A 14,917-nucleotide genomic window follows, 5' to 3' on the forward strand; every position below is an offset into this window, starting at 1 on the left:
CTTTGATAGCATGGTTGTCGGGTACACCAAAAGGGTATTGATATGGCAAATGTGCTTATCAGGAATTTACCCGCCGAGGTGCACCGTGCGTTGAAAGTTCGAGCAGCGCTCAACGATAGGAGCACCGACGCGGAAATACGCGAAATACTGACGGCGGCAGTACAGCCGCTAGAGCTTGAAGAGATTGGCCGGGAAGTTGGCTTGTCCGAAAGCGATAAAAAAACAGAGTAGTTTTACGTTTGTAAGTCCGGGCCTCAGCGCCAAGGGCAATACCGATCAGCTAGTGGCGTAGCTCTTCGATGAAACGTTGCCGAGAACAAGCACAACGCTTGGTCAAGGCAATGCCTTCTTTTCATCGACGGAGTACGACCATGAAGTCCAAAATTTTAGCGGCTAAAAAAACCGCTCTAGCCGTTGCACTCGCAACCGGCTTTATCACCACTACCACCGCCCCTGTGCAAGCTGGTATCCCCGTCATCGACGGCGGCAACCTGGCCCAGAACATCATGACGGCCATCGAGTCGGTGGCGCAGACGCTCAAGCAGATTGAGCAGTACCAGACCCAGTTGCAGCAGTACGAAAATCAGCTCCAGAACACGATGGCCCCAGCCGCGTATATCTGGGATCAGGCGCAGACTACGATCAACCGGCTGATTGCCGCGCAAAACACGCTGGCCTATTACGAGAACCAGCTAGGCAGCCTGGATCGTTACCTGGCCAAGTTTCAGGACGTGGCCTATTACCGCAGCTCGCCATGCTTCAACGGCAGCGGCGGATGCACGCCGGCCGAAAAGGCAGCGATGGAAGAGAACCGCCGCCTGGCGTCAGAGTCGCAAAAGAAGGCCAACGATGCCCTGTTCCAGACCGTTGCCGACCAGCAAAAGGCTTTGAAGGATGACGCCCGTACCCTGGAGCGGCTGCAAGGCGCGGCCCAGGGTGCAACTGGCCAGCTACAGGCCATCGGCTACGCCAACCAGCTCGCCAGCCAGCAGGCCAATCAGCTCTTGCAGATTCGCACCATGTTGACCGCCCAACACAACGCGGAGGCAGCCCGGATTGCAGCAGAACTCGATGCCGAGGCGCGAGGTGATGCCAGGGCCGAGCAAATGCGTACCTGGACGTTTCGCCCGAGTCCGGCAGACAACTACTAGGGAGGCGGTGAGATGAAAAAAATCTTTTTTACTACCGCGGCTACGTTGCTGTTGTTGGCTGGATGTGAACAGGAAAGGATGCCCGAACCAAATGCGGCGACGTGTGCCCCCGATGCGTTCCAGGCAGCACTGAATGAAATGCGCAGCGAAGCGAACCGAGAGGCCTTTACCGAGGAATGCAGAGCATTCCAGAAGGCCAAGCAGATGCGTCAGTGGGAGTTCAAGCCCAGCCCTAAAGATGATTATTGAGGTGGTCGCCATGAGAAAGAAAATTGCTCTAGGTGGCTTGATGATGGTCGCCACAATGGTGCTGGCTGAACCTGCAATGGCGCAGGAGCTAAGTAGCAGCGGTGTTATGAATGATGTGCTCAAGCGTTTTCATGATGCTGCCGCAACATGGGGGCCAGCTATTGAGTCCGCTGCATCGCGTTTGTTCTGGACGCTGGTTGTGATTTCGATGGTCTGGACATTCGGCATGATGGCTTTGCGCAAGGCCGACATTGGCGAGTTCTTCGCGGAGTTCGTTCGCTTCACGATCTTCACCGGCTTTTTCTGGTGGTTGCTGACGAATGCGAACCAGGGCATGAATATCGCCGGTACGATTGTTCAGTCATTGCAAACTCTGGGCGCGCAGGCGGGGGGACTTTCCAATAGCAATCTTGGGCCCTCCAGCATCCTTGATCTTGGTTTCGAGTTATACAACCGCACAGTACAGGCCACCTCGGAGCTGGGATGGCGGCAGATGGCAACTGCTCTGGTCATGGAGCTAATGGCCCTGGCTGTTTTGTTTGTCCTGGCGTTGATTGCGGTCAACCTGTTGCTGTTGCTCGCATCAGCCTGGATTCTGTTGTATGCCGGTGTGTTCTTCCTTGGCTTTGGTGGAAGTCGTTGGACTTCCGACATGGCGATCAATTACTACAAGACCGTGCTGGGCCTGGCCGCACAGCTTATGGCAATGGTGCTTCTGGTTGCGATTGGCAAAGAGTTCATCAATCACTACTACACGCAAATCAGCGAGAACATGGCATCCCAGGAACTGGCCGTGATGTTGGTTATATCGGTCATCTTGCTTTTCTTGGTCAACAAAGTTCCGCCGATGATTTCTGGTCTTGTGTCTGGTGGTGGTATTGGCGCAGCCGGTGGAATTGGAAACTTCGGTGCGGGTGCGGCAGTTGGGGCGGCGGTGACGGCGGCCAGTATGGCAACTGGCGGCGCTGCCCTGGCAGGTAAAGCGGTTATGGGTGCCGCAGCCGGTGCAGCCGGAGGTGCAAGTGCACTCCAAGCGGCTTTTCAGAAAGCATCAGCGAGTATGGAAACCGGCGGTGACATGTCCAGCATGGGGTCAGTTGTCAGCAGTGGCGGAAACGGTGGTGGTGAAGCGGGTACTGCTGGCAGTAGCCCATTCGCCCAAGCGGCTGGCTTTGGTGACAGCGGCAGTAGCTCAAGCGGTGGCGGCTTTGCCAAGGCCGCGAAGCTGGCCACAGGCACGGCCTCCGAGTTAGCCAAGGGTGTCGGCTCTCAAGTGAAGCAGGGATTCCAGGAGCGAGTGAGCGAAACCACAGGCGGAAAACTGGCTGCTTCGATACGCGAAAGCATGGAGCCGAAAGAAGCAAGCCAATCTGGCCAGTTCGAGGGCAATAGCTTGGGCGCCGATTCTGGCCCAGATAGTAACGAAGTCAGGAGTTAGCACGATGACGACATCAACATACATGGCCGCATTGGCGGCCCTGGATGAAGCGCCAAGGGAAGAAGTCAGCCAGGTATTTATTTCGCCGCTGGGTGATCAATCGACCGAGGTCGATGCAGAGACAGAAACAGCCGCTTTTGTATCACGGCCAGACCCTATGAGAGAGAGCGAAACTAAGCCGATAAGTATTGAGGTTAATGGCGGCAGGAATGAGCGGTCAGCATTCGCGGAGGCGGCGGGGCTGTACCTGTAGGCGCACCGGGCTGGCCACAACCAGCCCGGCACTTTCAATCAACACCTACTGGAGAGGTGAATTATGACAACACAACATATTATCGAACCAGGGCAAGCAGTGCATCAAGCAGCGGCTATTCTTTCTTCTTTGGAGTACATCAACCAAGCGGAAGCGCGGAGCCTTGGGCCATTGGCCGAAGCCGTCGCTAATGCTTTTATGGTGGTGTACTACCAAGCTGAAACGGGCCGGGCGACACAGGCTGATTTTCAAGAAGCAATGAACGCCTTGCGCCAAGCGTGCAGCTAATGACGAAAGGGCGGCCACTCGAACTGGCCGCCTTTTTCAATCTTCACTGTTTGGCCATTCCCGACCCACAGACGGCGCATCCATCCATTCGCGTTCCTCCGGCGGCAGCGGGTAAGCCCCGGATGCTTCCGCGTCGGCCAGTAGTTCGGCCAGTGTGTAGCGCACCCGACCAGTGGAAACGGCGCGGGCCGGGTCGGCCTTCTCATGCAGCCTGTTCTCTAGGTTCTTTGGGTCTGTCATCGGGCGACCTCAGCAAGCATGGATACTAGGTGTTCCAGGTCAGTGATCGAATGCGCCAGGAAGCGGCCGGCGCGGCAATCTGCAATCATTTCCTCAGTTTTTTCCTACTCATGTTCAACCTCGTTCGTACCAGCTCTTCGAGCGATTCACCACGCGCACGACCAGCAGCATCACCGGCACTTCGACCAGGACGCCGACCACGGTTGCCAATGCAGCGCCGGAGTGCAGACCGAACAAGCTGATGGCGGCCGCCACGGCCAGCTCGAAGAAGTTGCTGGCACCGATCAGGGCCGAAGGACAGGCGACAGAGTGCTTTTCCCCCGCCCGCTTGTTCAGCCAGTAGGCTAACCCGGAATTGAAGAACACTTGAATCAAGATCGGCACGGCTAGCATGGCGATCACTAACGGCTGCCGGATGATGGCCTCGCCCTGGAAGGCGAACAGTAGAACCAACGTCAGCAGCAGCGCGGCCATCGACCACGGCCCGATCTTCTGCATGGCCCGTTCAAAGGCGGCCTGTCCTTGCTTGAGCAGATGCCGCCGCAAGAGCTGCGCCAGGATCACCGGCACGATGATGTAGAGCACGACCGAAATCAGCAGCGTGTCCCAAGGCACCGAGATCGAGGACATGCCCAGCAGCAGGCCGACGATGGGCGCGAAGGCCACGATCATGATGGCGTCGTTCAGAGCCACTTGCGAGAGCGTGAAAAGCGGGTCGCCGTTGGTAAGGCGGCTCCACACGAACACCATTGCCGTGCAGGGCGCGGCGGCCAGCAAGATCAAGCCCGCGATGTAGCTGTCCAGTTGATCGGCCGGCAGGAACGGAGCGAACACTTGTCGGATGAACAGCCACCCCAGCAGGGCCATCGAGAATGGCTTGACGGCCCAATTCACGAACAGCGTGACGCCGATGCCGCGCCAATGCTCTTTGACCTGGTGCAGCGCCCCGAAGTCGATCTTGACCAGCATCGGGACGATCATTACCCAAATCAGCAGGCCCACCGGCAAATTGACCTGGGCCACTTCCATGCGGCCTATGGCCTGGAACACGTCAGGAAGGCCCTGGCCGAGCGCAACACCGGCGACGATGCACAGGGCCACCCACAGCGTCAGGTAACGCTCGAAGCCGCTCATCGGGGCCTGGCGCGGCTTCGCGGCGATGGCCTGTGCGCCGGCGCTCATGCTTCCTGCTCGGTCTTGCCGATGTTCGCCAGCTCGCGCTTGATGGCCGTCTGGTCAAGCATTTTGAGAGGCAGATTCACGAACAGGCGGACGCGGTTCATCATGTGCCGGAAGGTTTGTTCGAAGGCCCGGCGCTTCTCGGCGTCAGTGCCTTCGACGGCGGCCGGGTCTTCAAATCCCCAATGCGCCGAGATCGGCTGACCAGGCCACACCGGACACATTTCGCCGGCGGCGTTGTCGCAGACGGTGATGATGAAGTCCATCTTCGGTGCGTCGGGCGTGGCGTACTCGTCCCAGCTCTTGCTGCGCAGATTCTCGGTCGGGTAATTCACCGACTCCACCTTTTCGACGGCGAAGGGATTGACCTTGCCGGTTGGGTGACTGCCGGCGCTGTAGGCGCGGAAGCGCCCTTGCCCCATCGTGTTGATGAGAGCTTCGGCCATGATGCTGCGCGCCGAATTGCCGGTGCAGAGGATGAGGACGTTATAGATTCTTTCGGTCATGATGTTTCGCTTTCTGGTAGTGGCTGGGGAGCAATGGCGATGGATGAAAGATCGGTGGCCTCGTCGATGACGTGGCCGGCCGCTTTCCGTTCGGAATAGCGGTCTGTCAGTGCTTCACGGTGCGGCCGTACCAGCGCCGTGAAGCGCACCAGTTCTTCCATCACATCGGCTATTCGGTCGTAGTACGGCGAGGGCTTCATGCGGCCCGCCGCGTCGAACTCTTGGAACGCTTTGGCGATACTCGACTGGTTCGGAATGGTGAACATTCGCATCCAGCGGCCGAGCAGACGCAAGGTGTTCACGGCGTTGAAGCTCTGCGAGCCGCCGGATACCTGCATCACGGCCAGGGTGCGGCCTTGGGTCGGCCGGATGCCGGCCATTTCAAGCGGCAGATGGTCAATCTGCGCCTTCATGACACTGGTAATCTGACCGTGGCGTTCCGGGCTGCACCAGACTTGTCCCTCTGACCACTCGGACAGGGCGCGCAGCTCCTTGACGGCCGGGTGATCGTCGCTTTGCACTTGATCGGGCAACGGCAAATCGGACGGGTCGAAGATGCGTGTTTCTGCGCCAAAGAATTGCAGCAGCCGGGCCGCTTCCTCGACGGCCAGCCGTGAGAACGAGCGGGCGCGCAGCGAGCCATACAGCAGCAGGATACGCACCGGCGGGGCGTCGGGTGCCAGCCCGAGCGCCGGGCGCTCGATGGCAAAGGATTTGTCCAAAGCGGGCAAAGAATCGGGGTCGGAAAGATGGCGAAGTCTCATGCCAACACCTTCCCGGCTTCCGTGGTGCAAGACAGGTTGCACACCTGGCCGCCGCAGCAGTTTTCCGTGAGAAAGGCCACCAGGTTAGTGGCCGTCGAAAAGTTCGCCTCGTAGATCACAAATCGGCCTTCTTGCCGCGACGTGACCATGCCGGCGTGTGCCAGCTCTTTCAGGTGGAAGGATAGCGAAGACGGCGGGATGCCGGCCGCTTCGCTGATTTTTCCGGCGGCCATGCCGGCGGGGCCGGCCTGGACGAGAAGCCGGAACACCGCGAGGCGCGATTCTTGAGCGATGGCCGCCAGGGCGGCTACAGCATTTATCGTTTCCATGTTTCAATAATAGTCGAAATATGGAGTGTGCTCAATAGCTCATTTAAGCTGTAAAAATGAGCTAGGCGCATTTAGATCGATATGTGATAAATTGGCCTGCCAGTTTAAGATGGGTGCATTTGAGTATGCCCAAAGGAGCCCGCAAGTATGCGCAGGACGAAGCCAGTAGCCGCGCCGATGGTGGCGCGGGTCTATCTGCGCGTCAGCACCGACGCGCAGGACTTGGAACGCCAAGAGGCGATCACTACGGCCGCGAAGGCCGCCGGCTACTACGTCGCCGGCATCTACCGTGAGAAGGCATCCGGCGCACGCGCCGACCGGCCTGAGCTGCTGCGCATGATCGGCGACCTACAGCCCGGCGAGGTGGTCATTGCCGAGAAGATCGACCGCATCAGCCGCCTACCTTTGCCCGAGGCCGAGCGCCTGGTGGCCTCGATACAGGCCAAAGGCGCACGCCTGGCCGTCCCTGGCGTGGTCGATCTATCCGACCTGGCGGCCGAGGCCCAGGGCGTCGCCAAGATCGTGCTGGAAGCCGTGCAGATCATGCTTTTTCGCCTGGCCTTGCAGATGGCCCGCGACGACTACGAGGACAGGCGCGAACGCCAGCGCCAAGGCATTGAGTTGGCCCGCCAGGCCGGGCGGTACAAGGGCCGCCGTGCTGATCCGAAGCGCCGCGCCCAAGTTGTCGCGCTGCGCAAGTCCGGCTACAGCATCAACAAGACCGCCGAGCTGGCCGGGTACAGTGCGGCCCAGGTGAAACGGATATGGGCCGAGGTCAGCCAGGCCGAAGCGAAGCAGCACGGCGCGTTCGTGGAGGACGCATTGACGGAAGCCGATGCCCTGGCCGCTGTCGGCCAGGATGAGCGCCAGGAGGAAAGGGCATGAAGAAGCCGAACCAAGACGACGAGCCGTTTTTCATCACCGAGGAGATTGCGGCCGAAATGATCGCCGGCGGCTATGAGTTCGAGCTGCCGCCCATTCCTTGCACCATCCGCCTACGCGACGTGCTGGAGCGCATGACCGATGCTGAGCTAGCATTGCAGCCGGGCGAGATCGCCGACCAGGAGCGTGAACGCTGCCGGCGCAAGCCGTGTTCAACCTCATGATCTGGTCATGGTATTTTTCATGGCACTGAGCCTGATAGTTCTTGCAAATTGTTGTCACTAAAGGGTTTTGTGTGCTTGTTTACAATCGAGTGGGAGTGACGGGCACTGGCTGGCAATGTCTAGCAACGGCAGGCATTTCGGCTGAGGGTAAAAGAACTTTCCGCTAAGCGATAGACTGTATGTAAACACAGTATTGCAAGGACGCGGAACATGCCTCATGTGGCGGCCAGGACGGCCAGCCGGGATCGGGATACTGGTCGTTACCAGAGCCACCGACCCGAGCAAACCCTTCTCTATCAGATCGTTGACGAGTATTACCCGGCATTCGCTGCGCTTATGGCAGAGCAGGGAAAGGAATTGCCGGGCTATGTGCAACGGGAATTTGAAGAATTTCTCCAATGCGGGCGGCTGGAGCATGGCTTTCTACGGGTTCGCTGCGAGTCTTGCCACGCCGAGCACCTGGTCGCTTTCAGCTGTAAGCGTCGCGGTTTCTGCCCGAGCTGTGGGGCGCGGCGGATGGCCGAAAGTGCCGCCTTGCTGGTTGATGAAGTACTGCCTGAACAACCCATGCGTCAGTGGGTGTTGAGCTTCCCGTTTCAGCTGCGTTTCCTGTTTGCCAGCCGGCCCGAGATCATGGGGTGGGTGCTGGGCATCGTTTACCGCGTCATTGCCACGCACCTGGTCAAGAAAGCGGGCCATACCCACCAAGTGGCCAAGACGGGCGCGGTCACCCTGATCCAGCGTTTTGGATCGGCGCTCAATCTGAATGTTCACTTCCACATGCTGTTTCTCGACGGTGTGTATGTCGAGCAATCCCACGGCTCAGCGCGTTTCCGCTGGGTCAAGGCGCCGACCAGCCCAGAGCTCACCCAGCTGACGCACACCATCGCCCACCGGGTGGGTCGCTATCTGGAACGGCAAGGCCTGCTGGAACGGGATGTCGAAAACAGCTATCTGGCCTCGGATGCGGTGGATGACGACCCGATGACACCCCTGCTGGGGCACTCGATCACTTACCGTATCGCTGTCGGTTCACAGGCGGGGCGAAAGGTGTTCACTTTGCAAACTCTGCCGACCAGTGGTGATCCGTTCGGTGACGGGATTGGCAAGGTAGCCGGGTCCAGCCTGCACGCCGGCGTGGCGGCCAGGGCCGATGAACGCAAGAAGCTCGAACGGCTGTGCCGGTACATCAGCCGCCCGGCGGTATCCGAGAAGCGGCTGTCGTTAACACGAGGCGGCAACGTGCGCTACCAGCTCAAGACGCCGTACCGGGACGGCACCACGCACGTCATTTTCGAACCATTGGATTTCATTGCAAGGCTGGCCGCCCTGGTACCGAAGCCCAGAGTCAACCTAACCCGCTTCCACGGGGTGTTCGCACCCAACAGTCGGCACCGGGCGTTGGTCACGCCGGCAAAACGGGGCAGGGGCAACAAGGTCAGGGTGGCTGATGAACCGGCAACACCAGCACAACGGCGAGCGTCGATGACATGGGCGCAACGGCTCAAGCGTGTTTTCAATATCGACATCGAGACCTGCAGCGGCTGCGGCGGCGCCATGAAAGTCATCGCCTGCATTGAAGACCCTATAGTGATCAAGCAGATCCTTGATCACCTGAAGCACAAAGCCGAAACCAGCGGGACCAGGGCGTTACCCGAAAGCCGGGCGCCACCGGCTGAGCTGCTCCTGGGTCTGTTTGACTGACGAGCCTGAAGGCCAACGATACCAATCAAAATGCTGCGTTCACAGCGCCGCGGCAGGGATCCGCCGTGCTGGTTGTCGGAAAAGGAGCCGCTAGTGGGAAAGAGGAGGGTAAATTTTCAGCGTTGCTGGCTCCCCGTCAGCCGGATTGGGTTGCATCGCAGGGGTGTCGAAAGAGTCAACTGCGGTCCAAAGCTGTTGGACTTGGGTGAAAAGGGCGTTTATTCTTCCTATACGTTGTCGGCAGCGGGCCAAAAAGGAATACGTCCATGCCCATCGAGGTGAAACCGGCTGTGAGCGCGGGTTCAAGCATATAGCCCGACAGGCGCGTATCCTTGCCGATCACGACACGATGGCGGTGGTCACCGCGACGAAAGACACGGCCAGCCGCCATGCCGACGCGCAAGGCGGTTTCCGCCGTCATCGCGCCTTCGTTGGCTTTGCCACGAATACCGTCTGTGCCGAAATATTTGCGCACCATAAGGTCGATTATCCTGTCGTCGGGTCGCCCTCAAAGGGGACATGCCTGCTGAACCGCGAATATAGAGAAATATCCCGAATGTGCAGTTAACGAATTCTTGCGGTTTCTTTCAGCGCCGCCAATACCGCCAGCCCGTCGCGCAAGGGGCGCGGCTCGTGTGTGCGGATGAAGTCAGCTCCACCTGCGGCGGCGGCAAGCTCTGCAGCGAGTGTCGCGGCCCCGACATCCCCCGGACCACGGCCTGTGAGCGCGCGCAGAAAGGATTTGCGCGAAACAGACAGAAGCACCGGCAAATCGAAGCGCAGCCGCAATTCATCGAACCGCGCCAGCACCGAGAGCGAGGTTTCGGGAGCAGCCCCCAGAAAAAACCCCATGCCGGGATCAAGGACAAGGCGGTTGCGTTTGATACCGGCACCCGTCAGCGCCGCGATGCGCGCGTCAAAGAACGCCGCAATGTGATCCATGATGTCGCCAGCGGGTGCCTCGCGCCGATCTGCCTGCCCGTCTTGCACCGAATGCATAACGACGAGTTTGGCAGATGATTTCGCCAATTGCGGATAGAACGCAGCGTCTGGAAAACCGCGAATATCATTGAGATAGGCCACACCACGCGACAAGGCATAGGCTTGCGTCGCGGGTTGATAACTGTCGAGCGAGACGGGAATGCCATCTGCCTTGAGCGCGTCCAGCACCGGCGCGATACGCGCGATTTCTGTGTCGGACGAAACAGGCGCGGCGTCGGGATTGCTGGATGCCGGACCGAGGTCGATCACATCTGCCCCCTCGGCCATCAGCTTACGCGCCTGCGCAATGGCTGCGTCTGGCGCCAGATACCGGCCTCCATCGGAGAAACTGTCCGAGGTTATGTTGACGATGCCGAAAATGATGAGCGATTTATTCATGGGGGCTTCTATAATAATAATAATCGAGCATGAGTCTCATACGGATGCTCGGGTCGAAAGGGAATCCCCAGGCGAGTAACCTGTTTGCGGTGATCCATTAGCTGCAGGAGCAGAAGAGCATACATCTGGAAGCAAAGCCAGGAAAGCGGCCTATGGAGCTGTGCGGCAGCGCTCAGTAGGCAATTTTTCAAAATATTGTTAAGCCTTTTCTGAGCATGGTATTTTTCATGGTATTACCAATTAGCAGGAAAATAAGCCATTGAATATAAAAGATAAAAATGTCTTGTTTACAATAGAGTGGGAATAAGACCCTCGTCACCGGACGAGCCTGTCTCACTGGCCTCACGGCACCCGTGAGCCGGGATGCATCGCATCCCGAGCGCACGGGCATCGCGCCCGCCGCATCGCGCCCGACCGCGAGACTCGCACCTGTATGCCGGCCGGCGATCCGGTTGCGCGCGACGGTGCCGGAGCTGGTTGTTACCCGAGTGACCGGACTCTGGCCAGACGCACCGCGCTGAACAAGCAGATCGCGGTGAGTGTCGTGACCCCTACGACGGCGACGTAAAAGGATGCGTAGGACAGCAGATTGGGCCAGTCCCCGATCGGCTGCAGACCGCGTTCCGGTGCATACACCGCGGCGGAGTAGCCCACGGCATTCCCCCACAGTGTGACGATGGCGCCGTAGTAGACCCACTTGGCTTGACGCGCGGTGAACTTGAGGATGGGACCCAGCAGCACCACGATCATGACGTACATCGCATTCATGAGCGGCCCGGTATGCGTGTTGCGCAGCAGCTCCTTCTGATCCGGCACCGGGATTTCCATCCGCGGCAGGGGCAGGATGTGAAACACATTGTCGGCGAGTGAAATCAGCCAGGCGAAGCCGCCAAAAAAACCCAGGAACATCATCACAAAGCAGTGCACCAGCAACTTGCCGTTGATCTGATCGGTGAATCCGCCCGCGGTTGTGACCCACAATTGATTTCGCATTTTTTCTCCTCGTGTTTTTGCGCGCCGCAAAGATGCCGCGCGTGCTCCTGTCGTAAACGGGGTGTGCTACGCCGTGCGGGCCAGAAATGGCACCGGAATGTCGGGATGGCGCGTGTCGAGCAGCGGCACCTGGTCTTCCGGCCACTGGCGGTACCCGGCGATCCAGTCCTCGACCCAGCGCAGTTCTTTTTCGTTGCGCGGGTCATGCCCCGGCAGGGCGGCACGCAGCAGATAGGGCGCGACATAGCGGATAAAGCCCCACAGTCGGCGAGCCAGGCGCAGACGTGAGCGCACGCTGTGCCAGCGGCCATCCTTCTTGAGGATCGTCTTGTAGCCGCGCATGGAATACCACGCCACCGCACCGGAGCCATGGAACACGCCGAGCATGCGCACGAAATAGGCGCCAATGCTGCCGCCGAATCGGGTCTGATAGACGTCGTGGGCAACGCATTTGTGCTCGGACTCCTCCACAAAGTGCCACAGGATGAAGGACGCCACGCGGGTATCCGCACCGCTGAAGAGATCAACGCGCTGTTCGATCAGCCATTTGGTCACCCCAAGGGTCATGGCTTCGAAGCCGGCGGTGTAGGCCATCCGCTTGCGCAGCGACTGGCGCTGGAGCTTGGCGTAATGACGCGTCAGGTCCTGCTCGATATCCGCCAGTTCGGCATAGCCTTTGGCCTTGAGCAGCTCGTTGAAGCGACGGTGGGTCGTGAAGTGATACTGCTCCTGGGTGTTGAAGGCACGGCCCGAGTCCTTGACGTAGCCGTCGTCCATATCGGCCGTGGCCTCGCGCACCGTCTTGATCAGAAACGGCTCGAGATACGGCATGGTGATCGACGCCCCGTTGACCATGGCGCAGAACTCCGGATCGTGTGCTTTCCAGACCGGCTGCAGATCATCCGGAAACTCGAAGGGGATTTTGCGGGGCTGGGGGATGGGGTACTGGCGAGTCGATGGCTTATGCATATCGTGTCGTCTCCATGAGCGGGCCGTGCGCAGCGGTATCTGCCGGGGAAGTCATCTTCCTGCCAGCACACAAGGTCTGAATCACCACTGGCGTGAGGGTCTCGTCGTCACGCCCCGGTCCGGACGGACCGGACCATTCCAAACAAACCCGCCCATGCCCCCGATCCGGAACCCGTGGCGGGTAATGGCCTGGGTGCAGAGGTCCAGGATCGCCTCCCGGCGTTGACTGCACACACCCACTGAATACGGTGTTCTGGCCACGACCTGTTCCTTCGCAAGCGGAGCTGGACAATGCATCTGGAATAATATTGACACTGTTAATCTAACACTGTTAACTTTTTCAGAACACCCCGCTATGAAGGATGAGCCGCTTCCGCCCGTCGCTGATTTGCTGACGCACCGGGATTGACGGAAGCTCCGGGGCCTGAATCTGATCACGCCCGTCCGTTCATGGCGCGATGCGGTGCACCGCCGGGTTTGACGCGGTTCACGGTGGCGGCAGGCGTCTGCGGCCTGACCGCGCGCGGCGACTCTGCTACCGTGCGCGCCGGCTTTCGGGGACCGGTGAAGCGGGACATTCCGATCATGGATCTCGAACGCGTTCCGACAATCATTTGCGCGTCGCTGCCGGCAAGGAGGCGTCGCGGGTATCTGGATTCCTGAGGGCATGGACCGGACTGACGACATCGATCCGCAGGCGCGCGACCTGTACTGGATGCGGCATGCCATGCTGCTGGCGCACCGCGCCGAGGCGGCGGGTGAAGTCCCGGTCGGTGCCGTGGTGGTGCGCGGGGATCGCGTCGTGGGGGAGGGCTGGAACCGTCCGATCGGCACGCACGATCCCAGCGCGCATGCGGAGATCGTTGCGCTGCGCGCCGCGGCGGCGGCGGATCAGAATTACCGGGTGCTCGATACCACGCTGTACGTCACGCTGGAGCCTTGTGTGATGTGCGCCGGCGCTATCGTGCATGCGCGCGTTTCGCGGTTGGTGTTCGGCGCCTACGACCCCAAGGCCGGCGCGGTGTCGTCGGTGTACGACGTTATCGCCGCGCCGCGGCTGAACCATCGCCTGCTCTGGCGCGGGGGCGTACTCGAAGACGAGTGTGCGCAGCTGTTGCGCACCTTCTTTCGAAGCCGCCGCGGCTAGCCGATCGCGCTACTGCGTCAGGCGCAACAGGATCTTCGCGGCGATCTGACGGAACGCGGTATCCAGGTCCGCCGCCGTGGGTGCGAAGACGGCGACGCCGGCGGGCTGGTCCGGATTGAAGCTGCCGCTGGCCGGATCATTGGCCATCTTGCGCAGCGAGTCGCGATCGATGCTGTTGCCCAGGCCGATGGCGAAAACCAGGATTCCGGACTCCCGTGCCTGCGCGGCCGCCTGCTCGGCGCGGAATTTTCCTTCGGCAGTGACATTGCCGCTATTGCGCGTGCGGTTTGCCGCGTACTCCTGCGAATAGAAGGTGGCCGGGTCGCGCCTGCAGCGAACGGTGTCGCCGCTGGATGGATCACGAAAATCGTATTCACCACTGCCGGGAACCAGTACCAGACTGCGGAACACGTTCCTGGTCGAGCACTCGACATCGCCCAGAAATGAATTGGCGTAGCCGTCGGTGAAGAAGATCAGCACCTTGAGGACGTTCTCGTTGAGTTCGAGCGGCGCATTGACGATCTGGTCTCGGGCAATGTCGATACCCCCGTGCGAATAGGTCCAGCCACCGAAGCGCAGATTGTTAGCAGCGGTGCGAATCAGCGCCTTGAAGTTATGGCGCATCGACACATCGAGCCGTGCATGGTCTGCGTAGCTCGAAAGCGCGGCGCGGTCGTTGGCGTCGTCAAAGTAGTTGATGAAGGTGGTGACCGCGCCCGGCAGCGCGGCTGCGCCACCGTTGCTGCTCATGGAGCCGGAGCGATCGAGGGCGATGCCCATGACCAGTCGCGCCCGTGAGGCCTGTGCGTAGGCTTTGACGTTGATCGTCTGCCATTGCGGCAGCAGACGGATGAAATAGGTATTCAGCAGGACGTTGGCTTCGACGCCCACGCGCTTGTTGCCGAGTTCGTCGGTGCTGAAGGTGACGTTGACCGTGGGTTCTGACGACTGGCGCGTGGTCATGCCGGATGCGGCGTAGTTCATTCCGAACGCGCTCTCGGCGATCGCGCGCGCGGTGGCGTCGCCGTCCGACAGATTGCGCACGCCGGTCAAGGCGGCGGCGTCGACGCTCTTGGCGAGTGCGGCGCGGCTCATGTAGAGGAAGCCGACGTCGATGGCCAGACCGAAGAACAGCAGCATGGCGATGGCGCTGATCAGGAACGTCACCAGGATGACGCCGCGTTGTCGGTTGGGAGTGGATCGGTTTGCAGGCATGGCGGC

Annotated in this window: 19 protein-coding genes and 1 pseudogene; 10 read left to right on the forward strand and 10 right to left on the reverse strand. The window is 60.1% G+C overall.

The features are described 5' to 3' along the window. Nucleotides 1-42 precede the first annotated feature (42 nt). From E4T66_RS03195 to E4T66_RS03220, 6 genes are all read left to right on the forward strand, one after another. A complete protein-coding gene (locus tag E4T66_RS03195; RefSeq protein WP_000024442.1) occupies nt 43-231 on the forward strand; it encodes a FitA-like ribbon-helix-helix domain-containing protein in 189 nt (62 codons plus the stop codon). Between the two features lie 140 nt (nt 232-371). After that, nucleotides 372-1,151: a P-type conjugative transfer protein TrbJ gene (gene trbJ / locus E4T66_RS03200; RefSeq protein WP_000836966.1), complete on the forward strand. Its 780-nt coding sequence runs from the start codon at nt 372-374 to the stop codon at nt 1,149-1,151. 12 nt (nt 1,152-1,163) lie between these two features. Beyond that, complete coding sequence (gene trbK, locus E4T66_RS03205; protein ID WP_000718002.1) at nt 1,164-1,400, forward strand: entry exclusion lipoprotein TrbK; 237 nt, start codon at nt 1,164-1,166, stop codon at nt 1,398-1,400. A 10-nt stretch (nt 1,401-1,410) separates the two neighbouring features. Next, on the forward strand, nt 1,411-2,838 hold the full coding sequence (gene trbL / locus E4T66_RS03210; protein ID WP_001405816.1) for a P-type conjugative transfer protein TrbL: 1,428 nt from the start codon (nt 1,411-1,413) through the stop codon (nt 2,836-2,838). Between the two features lie 4 nt (nt 2,839-2,842). Further along, nucleotides 2,843-3,091 carry a hypothetical protein gene (locus tag E4T66_RS03215; protein WP_000213809.1) on the forward strand — a complete coding sequence of 83 codons (249 nt, stop codon included), beginning with the start codon at nt 2,843-2,845 and terminating at the stop codon, nt 3,089-3,091. A 63-nt stretch (nt 3,092-3,154) separates the two neighbouring features. Then, the gene (locus E4T66_RS03220; protein ID WP_000211355.1) at nt 3,155-3,379 is read left to right on the forward strand and encodes a type I toxin-antitoxin system ptaRNA1 family toxin; all 225 of its coding nucleotides are present in this window, start codon (nt 3,155-3,157) and stop codon (nt 3,377-3,379) included. A 36-nt stretch (nt 3,380-3,415) separates the two neighbouring features. Here E4T66_RS03220 and E4T66_RS03225 read toward each other — a convergent pair whose 3' ends face one another. From E4T66_RS03225 to E4T66_RS03245, 5 genes are all read right to left on the reverse strand, one after another. Beyond that, entirely contained in the window at nt 3,416-3,619 is a 204-nt protein-coding gene (locus E4T66_RS03225) for a hypothetical protein (RefSeq protein WP_000131871.1), read from the reverse strand. Nucleotides 3,620-3,733: 114 nt separating this feature from the next. Further along, nucleotides 3,734-4,801, reverse strand: a complete 1,068-nt coding sequence (arsB, locus tag E4T66_RS03230) for an ACR3 family arsenite efflux transporter (RefSeq protein ID WP_001272375.1) — start codon at nt 4,799-4,801, stop codon at nt 3,734-3,736. Beyond that, the gene (locus E4T66_RS03235) at nt 4,798-5,304 is read right to left on the reverse strand and encodes an arsenate reductase ArsC (RefSeq protein WP_000140066.1); all 507 of its coding nucleotides are present in this window, start codon (nt 5,302-5,304) and stop codon (nt 4,798-4,800) included. Before E4T66_RS03235 ends, arsB begins: the two co-directional genes overlap by 4 nt. Further along, nucleotides 5,301-6,068, reverse strand: a complete 768-nt coding sequence (gene arsH / locus E4T66_RS03240; RefSeq protein WP_001239389.1) for an arsenical resistance protein ArsH — start codon at nt 6,066-6,068, stop codon at nt 5,301-5,303. Before arsH ends, E4T66_RS03235 begins: the two co-directional genes overlap by 4 nt. After that, nucleotides 6,065-6,397 carry an ArsR/SmtB family transcription factor gene (locus E4T66_RS03245; protein WP_000447876.1) on the reverse strand — a complete coding sequence of 111 codons (333 nt, stop codon included), beginning with the start codon at nt 6,395-6,397 and terminating at the stop codon, nt 6,065-6,067. Before E4T66_RS03245 ends, arsH begins: the two co-directional genes overlap by 4 nt. 147 nt (nt 6,398-6,544) lie before the next feature. On the opposite strand from E4T66_RS03245, the gene E4T66_RS03250 reads away from it, so the two are divergent. The 3 genes from E4T66_RS03250 to E4T66_RS03260 all read left to right on the forward strand — a co-directional run bounded on the left by E4T66_RS03250 (nt 6,545) and on the right by E4T66_RS03260 (nt 9,207). Then, the gene (locus E4T66_RS03250; protein ID WP_001366550.1) at nt 6,545-7,282 is read left to right on the forward strand and encodes a recombinase family protein; all 738 of its coding nucleotides are present in this window, start codon (nt 6,545-6,547) and stop codon (nt 7,280-7,282) included. Continuing rightward, nucleotides 7,279-7,503 (forward strand): hypothetical protein, encoded by a 225-nt coding sequence (locus tag E4T66_RS03255; RefSeq protein WP_000743213.1) that lies wholly within the window; start codon nt 7,279-7,281, stop codon nt 7,501-7,503. The genes E4T66_RS03250 and E4T66_RS03255 overlap by 4 nt, the downstream gene beginning before the upstream one ends. 210 nt (nt 7,504-7,713) lie before the next feature. Further along, a complete protein-coding gene (locus E4T66_RS03260) occupies nt 7,714-9,207 on the forward strand; it encodes an IS91-like element ISCR2 family transposase (protein WP_001120888.1) in 1,494 nt (497 codons plus the stop codon). 235 nt (nt 9,208-9,442) lie between these two features. Here E4T66_RS03260 and E4T66_RS03270 read toward each other — a convergent pair. The 4 genes and pseudogenes from E4T66_RS03270 to E4T66_RS03290 all read right to left on the reverse strand — a co-directional run. Next, nucleotides 9,443-9,685: pseudogene (locus E4T66_RS03270) on the reverse strand (phosphoglucosamine mutase); the annotation flags it as partial. A gap of 86 nt (nt 9,686-9,771) precedes the next feature. Then, nucleotides 9,772-10,587, reverse strand: coding sequence for a sulfonamide-resistant dihydropteroate synthase Sul2 (sul2, locus tag E4T66_RS03275; RefSeq protein WP_001043260.1), 816 nt, complete (start codon nt 10,585-10,587; stop codon nt 9,772-9,774). Between the two features lie 480 nt (nt 10,588-11,067). Next, complete coding sequence (locus tag E4T66_RS03285; protein WP_136847438.1) at nt 11,068-11,580, reverse strand: hypothetical protein; 513 nt, start codon at nt 11,578-11,580, stop codon at nt 11,068-11,070. Nucleotides 11,581-11,646: 66 nt separating this feature from the next. Continuing rightward, on the reverse strand, nt 11,647-12,549 hold the full coding sequence (locus E4T66_RS03290) for a metal-dependent hydrolase (RefSeq protein ID WP_136847439.1): 903 nt from the start codon (nt 12,547-12,549) through the stop codon (nt 11,647-11,649). A 667-nt stretch (nt 12,550-13,216) separates the two neighbouring features. Here E4T66_RS03290 and tadA point away from each other — a divergent pair. Then, nucleotides 13,217-13,696, forward strand: a complete 480-nt coding sequence (gene tadA / locus E4T66_RS03295; RefSeq protein WP_136847440.1) for a tRNA adenosine(34) deaminase TadA — start codon at nt 13,217-13,219, stop codon at nt 13,694-13,696. A gap of 9 nt (nt 13,697-13,705) precedes the next feature. Here the strand turns inward: tadA and E4T66_RS03300 are convergent, their stop codons facing one another. Continuing rightward, nucleotides 13,706-14,911, reverse strand: a complete 1,206-nt coding sequence (locus tag E4T66_RS03300; protein WP_136847441.1) for a vWA domain-containing protein — start codon at nt 14,909-14,911, stop codon at nt 13,706-13,708. Nucleotides 14,912-14,917: the final 6 nt, after the last annotated feature.

The organism is Sinimarinibacterium arenosum (assembly GCF_005047655.1).
Taxonomy (GTDB): Bacteria; Pseudomonadota; Gammaproteobacteria; order Nevskiales; family Nevskiaceae; genus Solimonas.

Coding starts and splice junctions, on each gene's coding strand:
- E4T66_RS03195 (WP_000024442.1), top strand. CDS start 43: ATGGCAAATGTGCTTATCAGGAATTTACCCGCCGAGGTGCACCGTGCG.
- E4T66_RS03235 (WP_000140066.1), bottom strand. CDS start 5,304: ATGACCGAAAGAATCTATAACGTCCTCATCCTCTGCACCGGCAATTCG.
- E4T66_RS03215 (WP_000213809.1), top strand. CDS start 2,843: ATGACGACATCAACATACATGGCCGCATTGGCGGCCCTGGATGAAGCG.
- trbJ (WP_000836966.1), top strand. CDS start 372: ATGAAGTCCAAAATTTTAGCGGCTAAAAAAACCGCTCTAGCCGTTGCA.
- E4T66_RS03290 (WP_136847439.1), bottom strand. CDS start 12,549: ATGCATAAGCCATCGACTCGCCAGTACCCCATCCCCCAGCCCCGCAAA.
- E4T66_RS03220 (WP_000211355.1), top strand. CDS start 3,155: ATGACAACACAACATATTATCGAACCAGGGCAAGCAGTGCATCAAGCA.
- E4T66_RS03250 (WP_001366550.1), top strand. CDS start 6,545: ATGCGCAGGACGAAGCCAGTAGCCGCGCCGATGGTGGCGCGGGTCTAT.
- E4T66_RS03300 (WP_136847441.1), bottom strand. CDS start 14,911: ATGCCTGCAAACCGATCCACTCCCAACCGACAACGCGGCGTCATCCTG.
- trbK (WP_000718002.1), top strand. CDS start 1,164: ATGAAAAAAATCTTTTTTACTACCGCGGCTACGTTGCTGTTGTTGGCT.
- E4T66_RS03260 (WP_001120888.1), top strand. CDS start 7,714: ATGCCTCATGTGGCGGCCAGGACGGCCAGCCGGGATCGGGATACTGGT.
- E4T66_RS03245 (WP_000447876.1), bottom strand. CDS start 6,397: ATGGAAACGATAAATGCTGTAGCCGCCCTGGCGGCCATCGCTCAAGAA.
- sul2 (WP_001043260.1), bottom strand. CDS start 10,587: ATGAATAAATCGCTCATCATTTTCGGCATCGTCAACATAACCTCGGAC.
- trbL (WP_001405816.1), top strand. CDS start 1,411: ATGAGAAAGAAAATTGCTCTAGGTGGCTTGATGATGGTCGCCACAATG.
- E4T66_RS03285 (WP_136847438.1), bottom strand. CDS start 11,580: ATGCGAAATCAATTGTGGGTCACAACCGCGGGCGGATTCACCGATCAG.
- E4T66_RS03255 (WP_000743213.1), top strand. CDS start 7,279: ATGAAGAAGCCGAACCAAGACGACGAGCCGTTTTTCATCACCGAGGAG.
- arsB (WP_001272375.1), bottom strand. CDS start 4,801: ATGAGCGCCGGCGCACAGGCCATCGCCGCGAAGCCGCGCCAGGCCCCG.
- E4T66_RS03225 (WP_000131871.1), bottom strand. CDS start 3,619: ATGACAGACCCAAAGAACCTAGAGAACAGGCTGCATGAGAAGGCCGAC.
- arsH (WP_001239389.1), bottom strand. CDS start 6,068: ATGAGACTTCGCCATCTTTCCGACCCCGATTCTTTGCCCGCTTTGGAC.
- tadA (WP_136847440.1), top strand. CDS start 13,217: ATGGACCGGACTGACGACATCGATCCGCAGGCGCGCGACCTGTACTGG.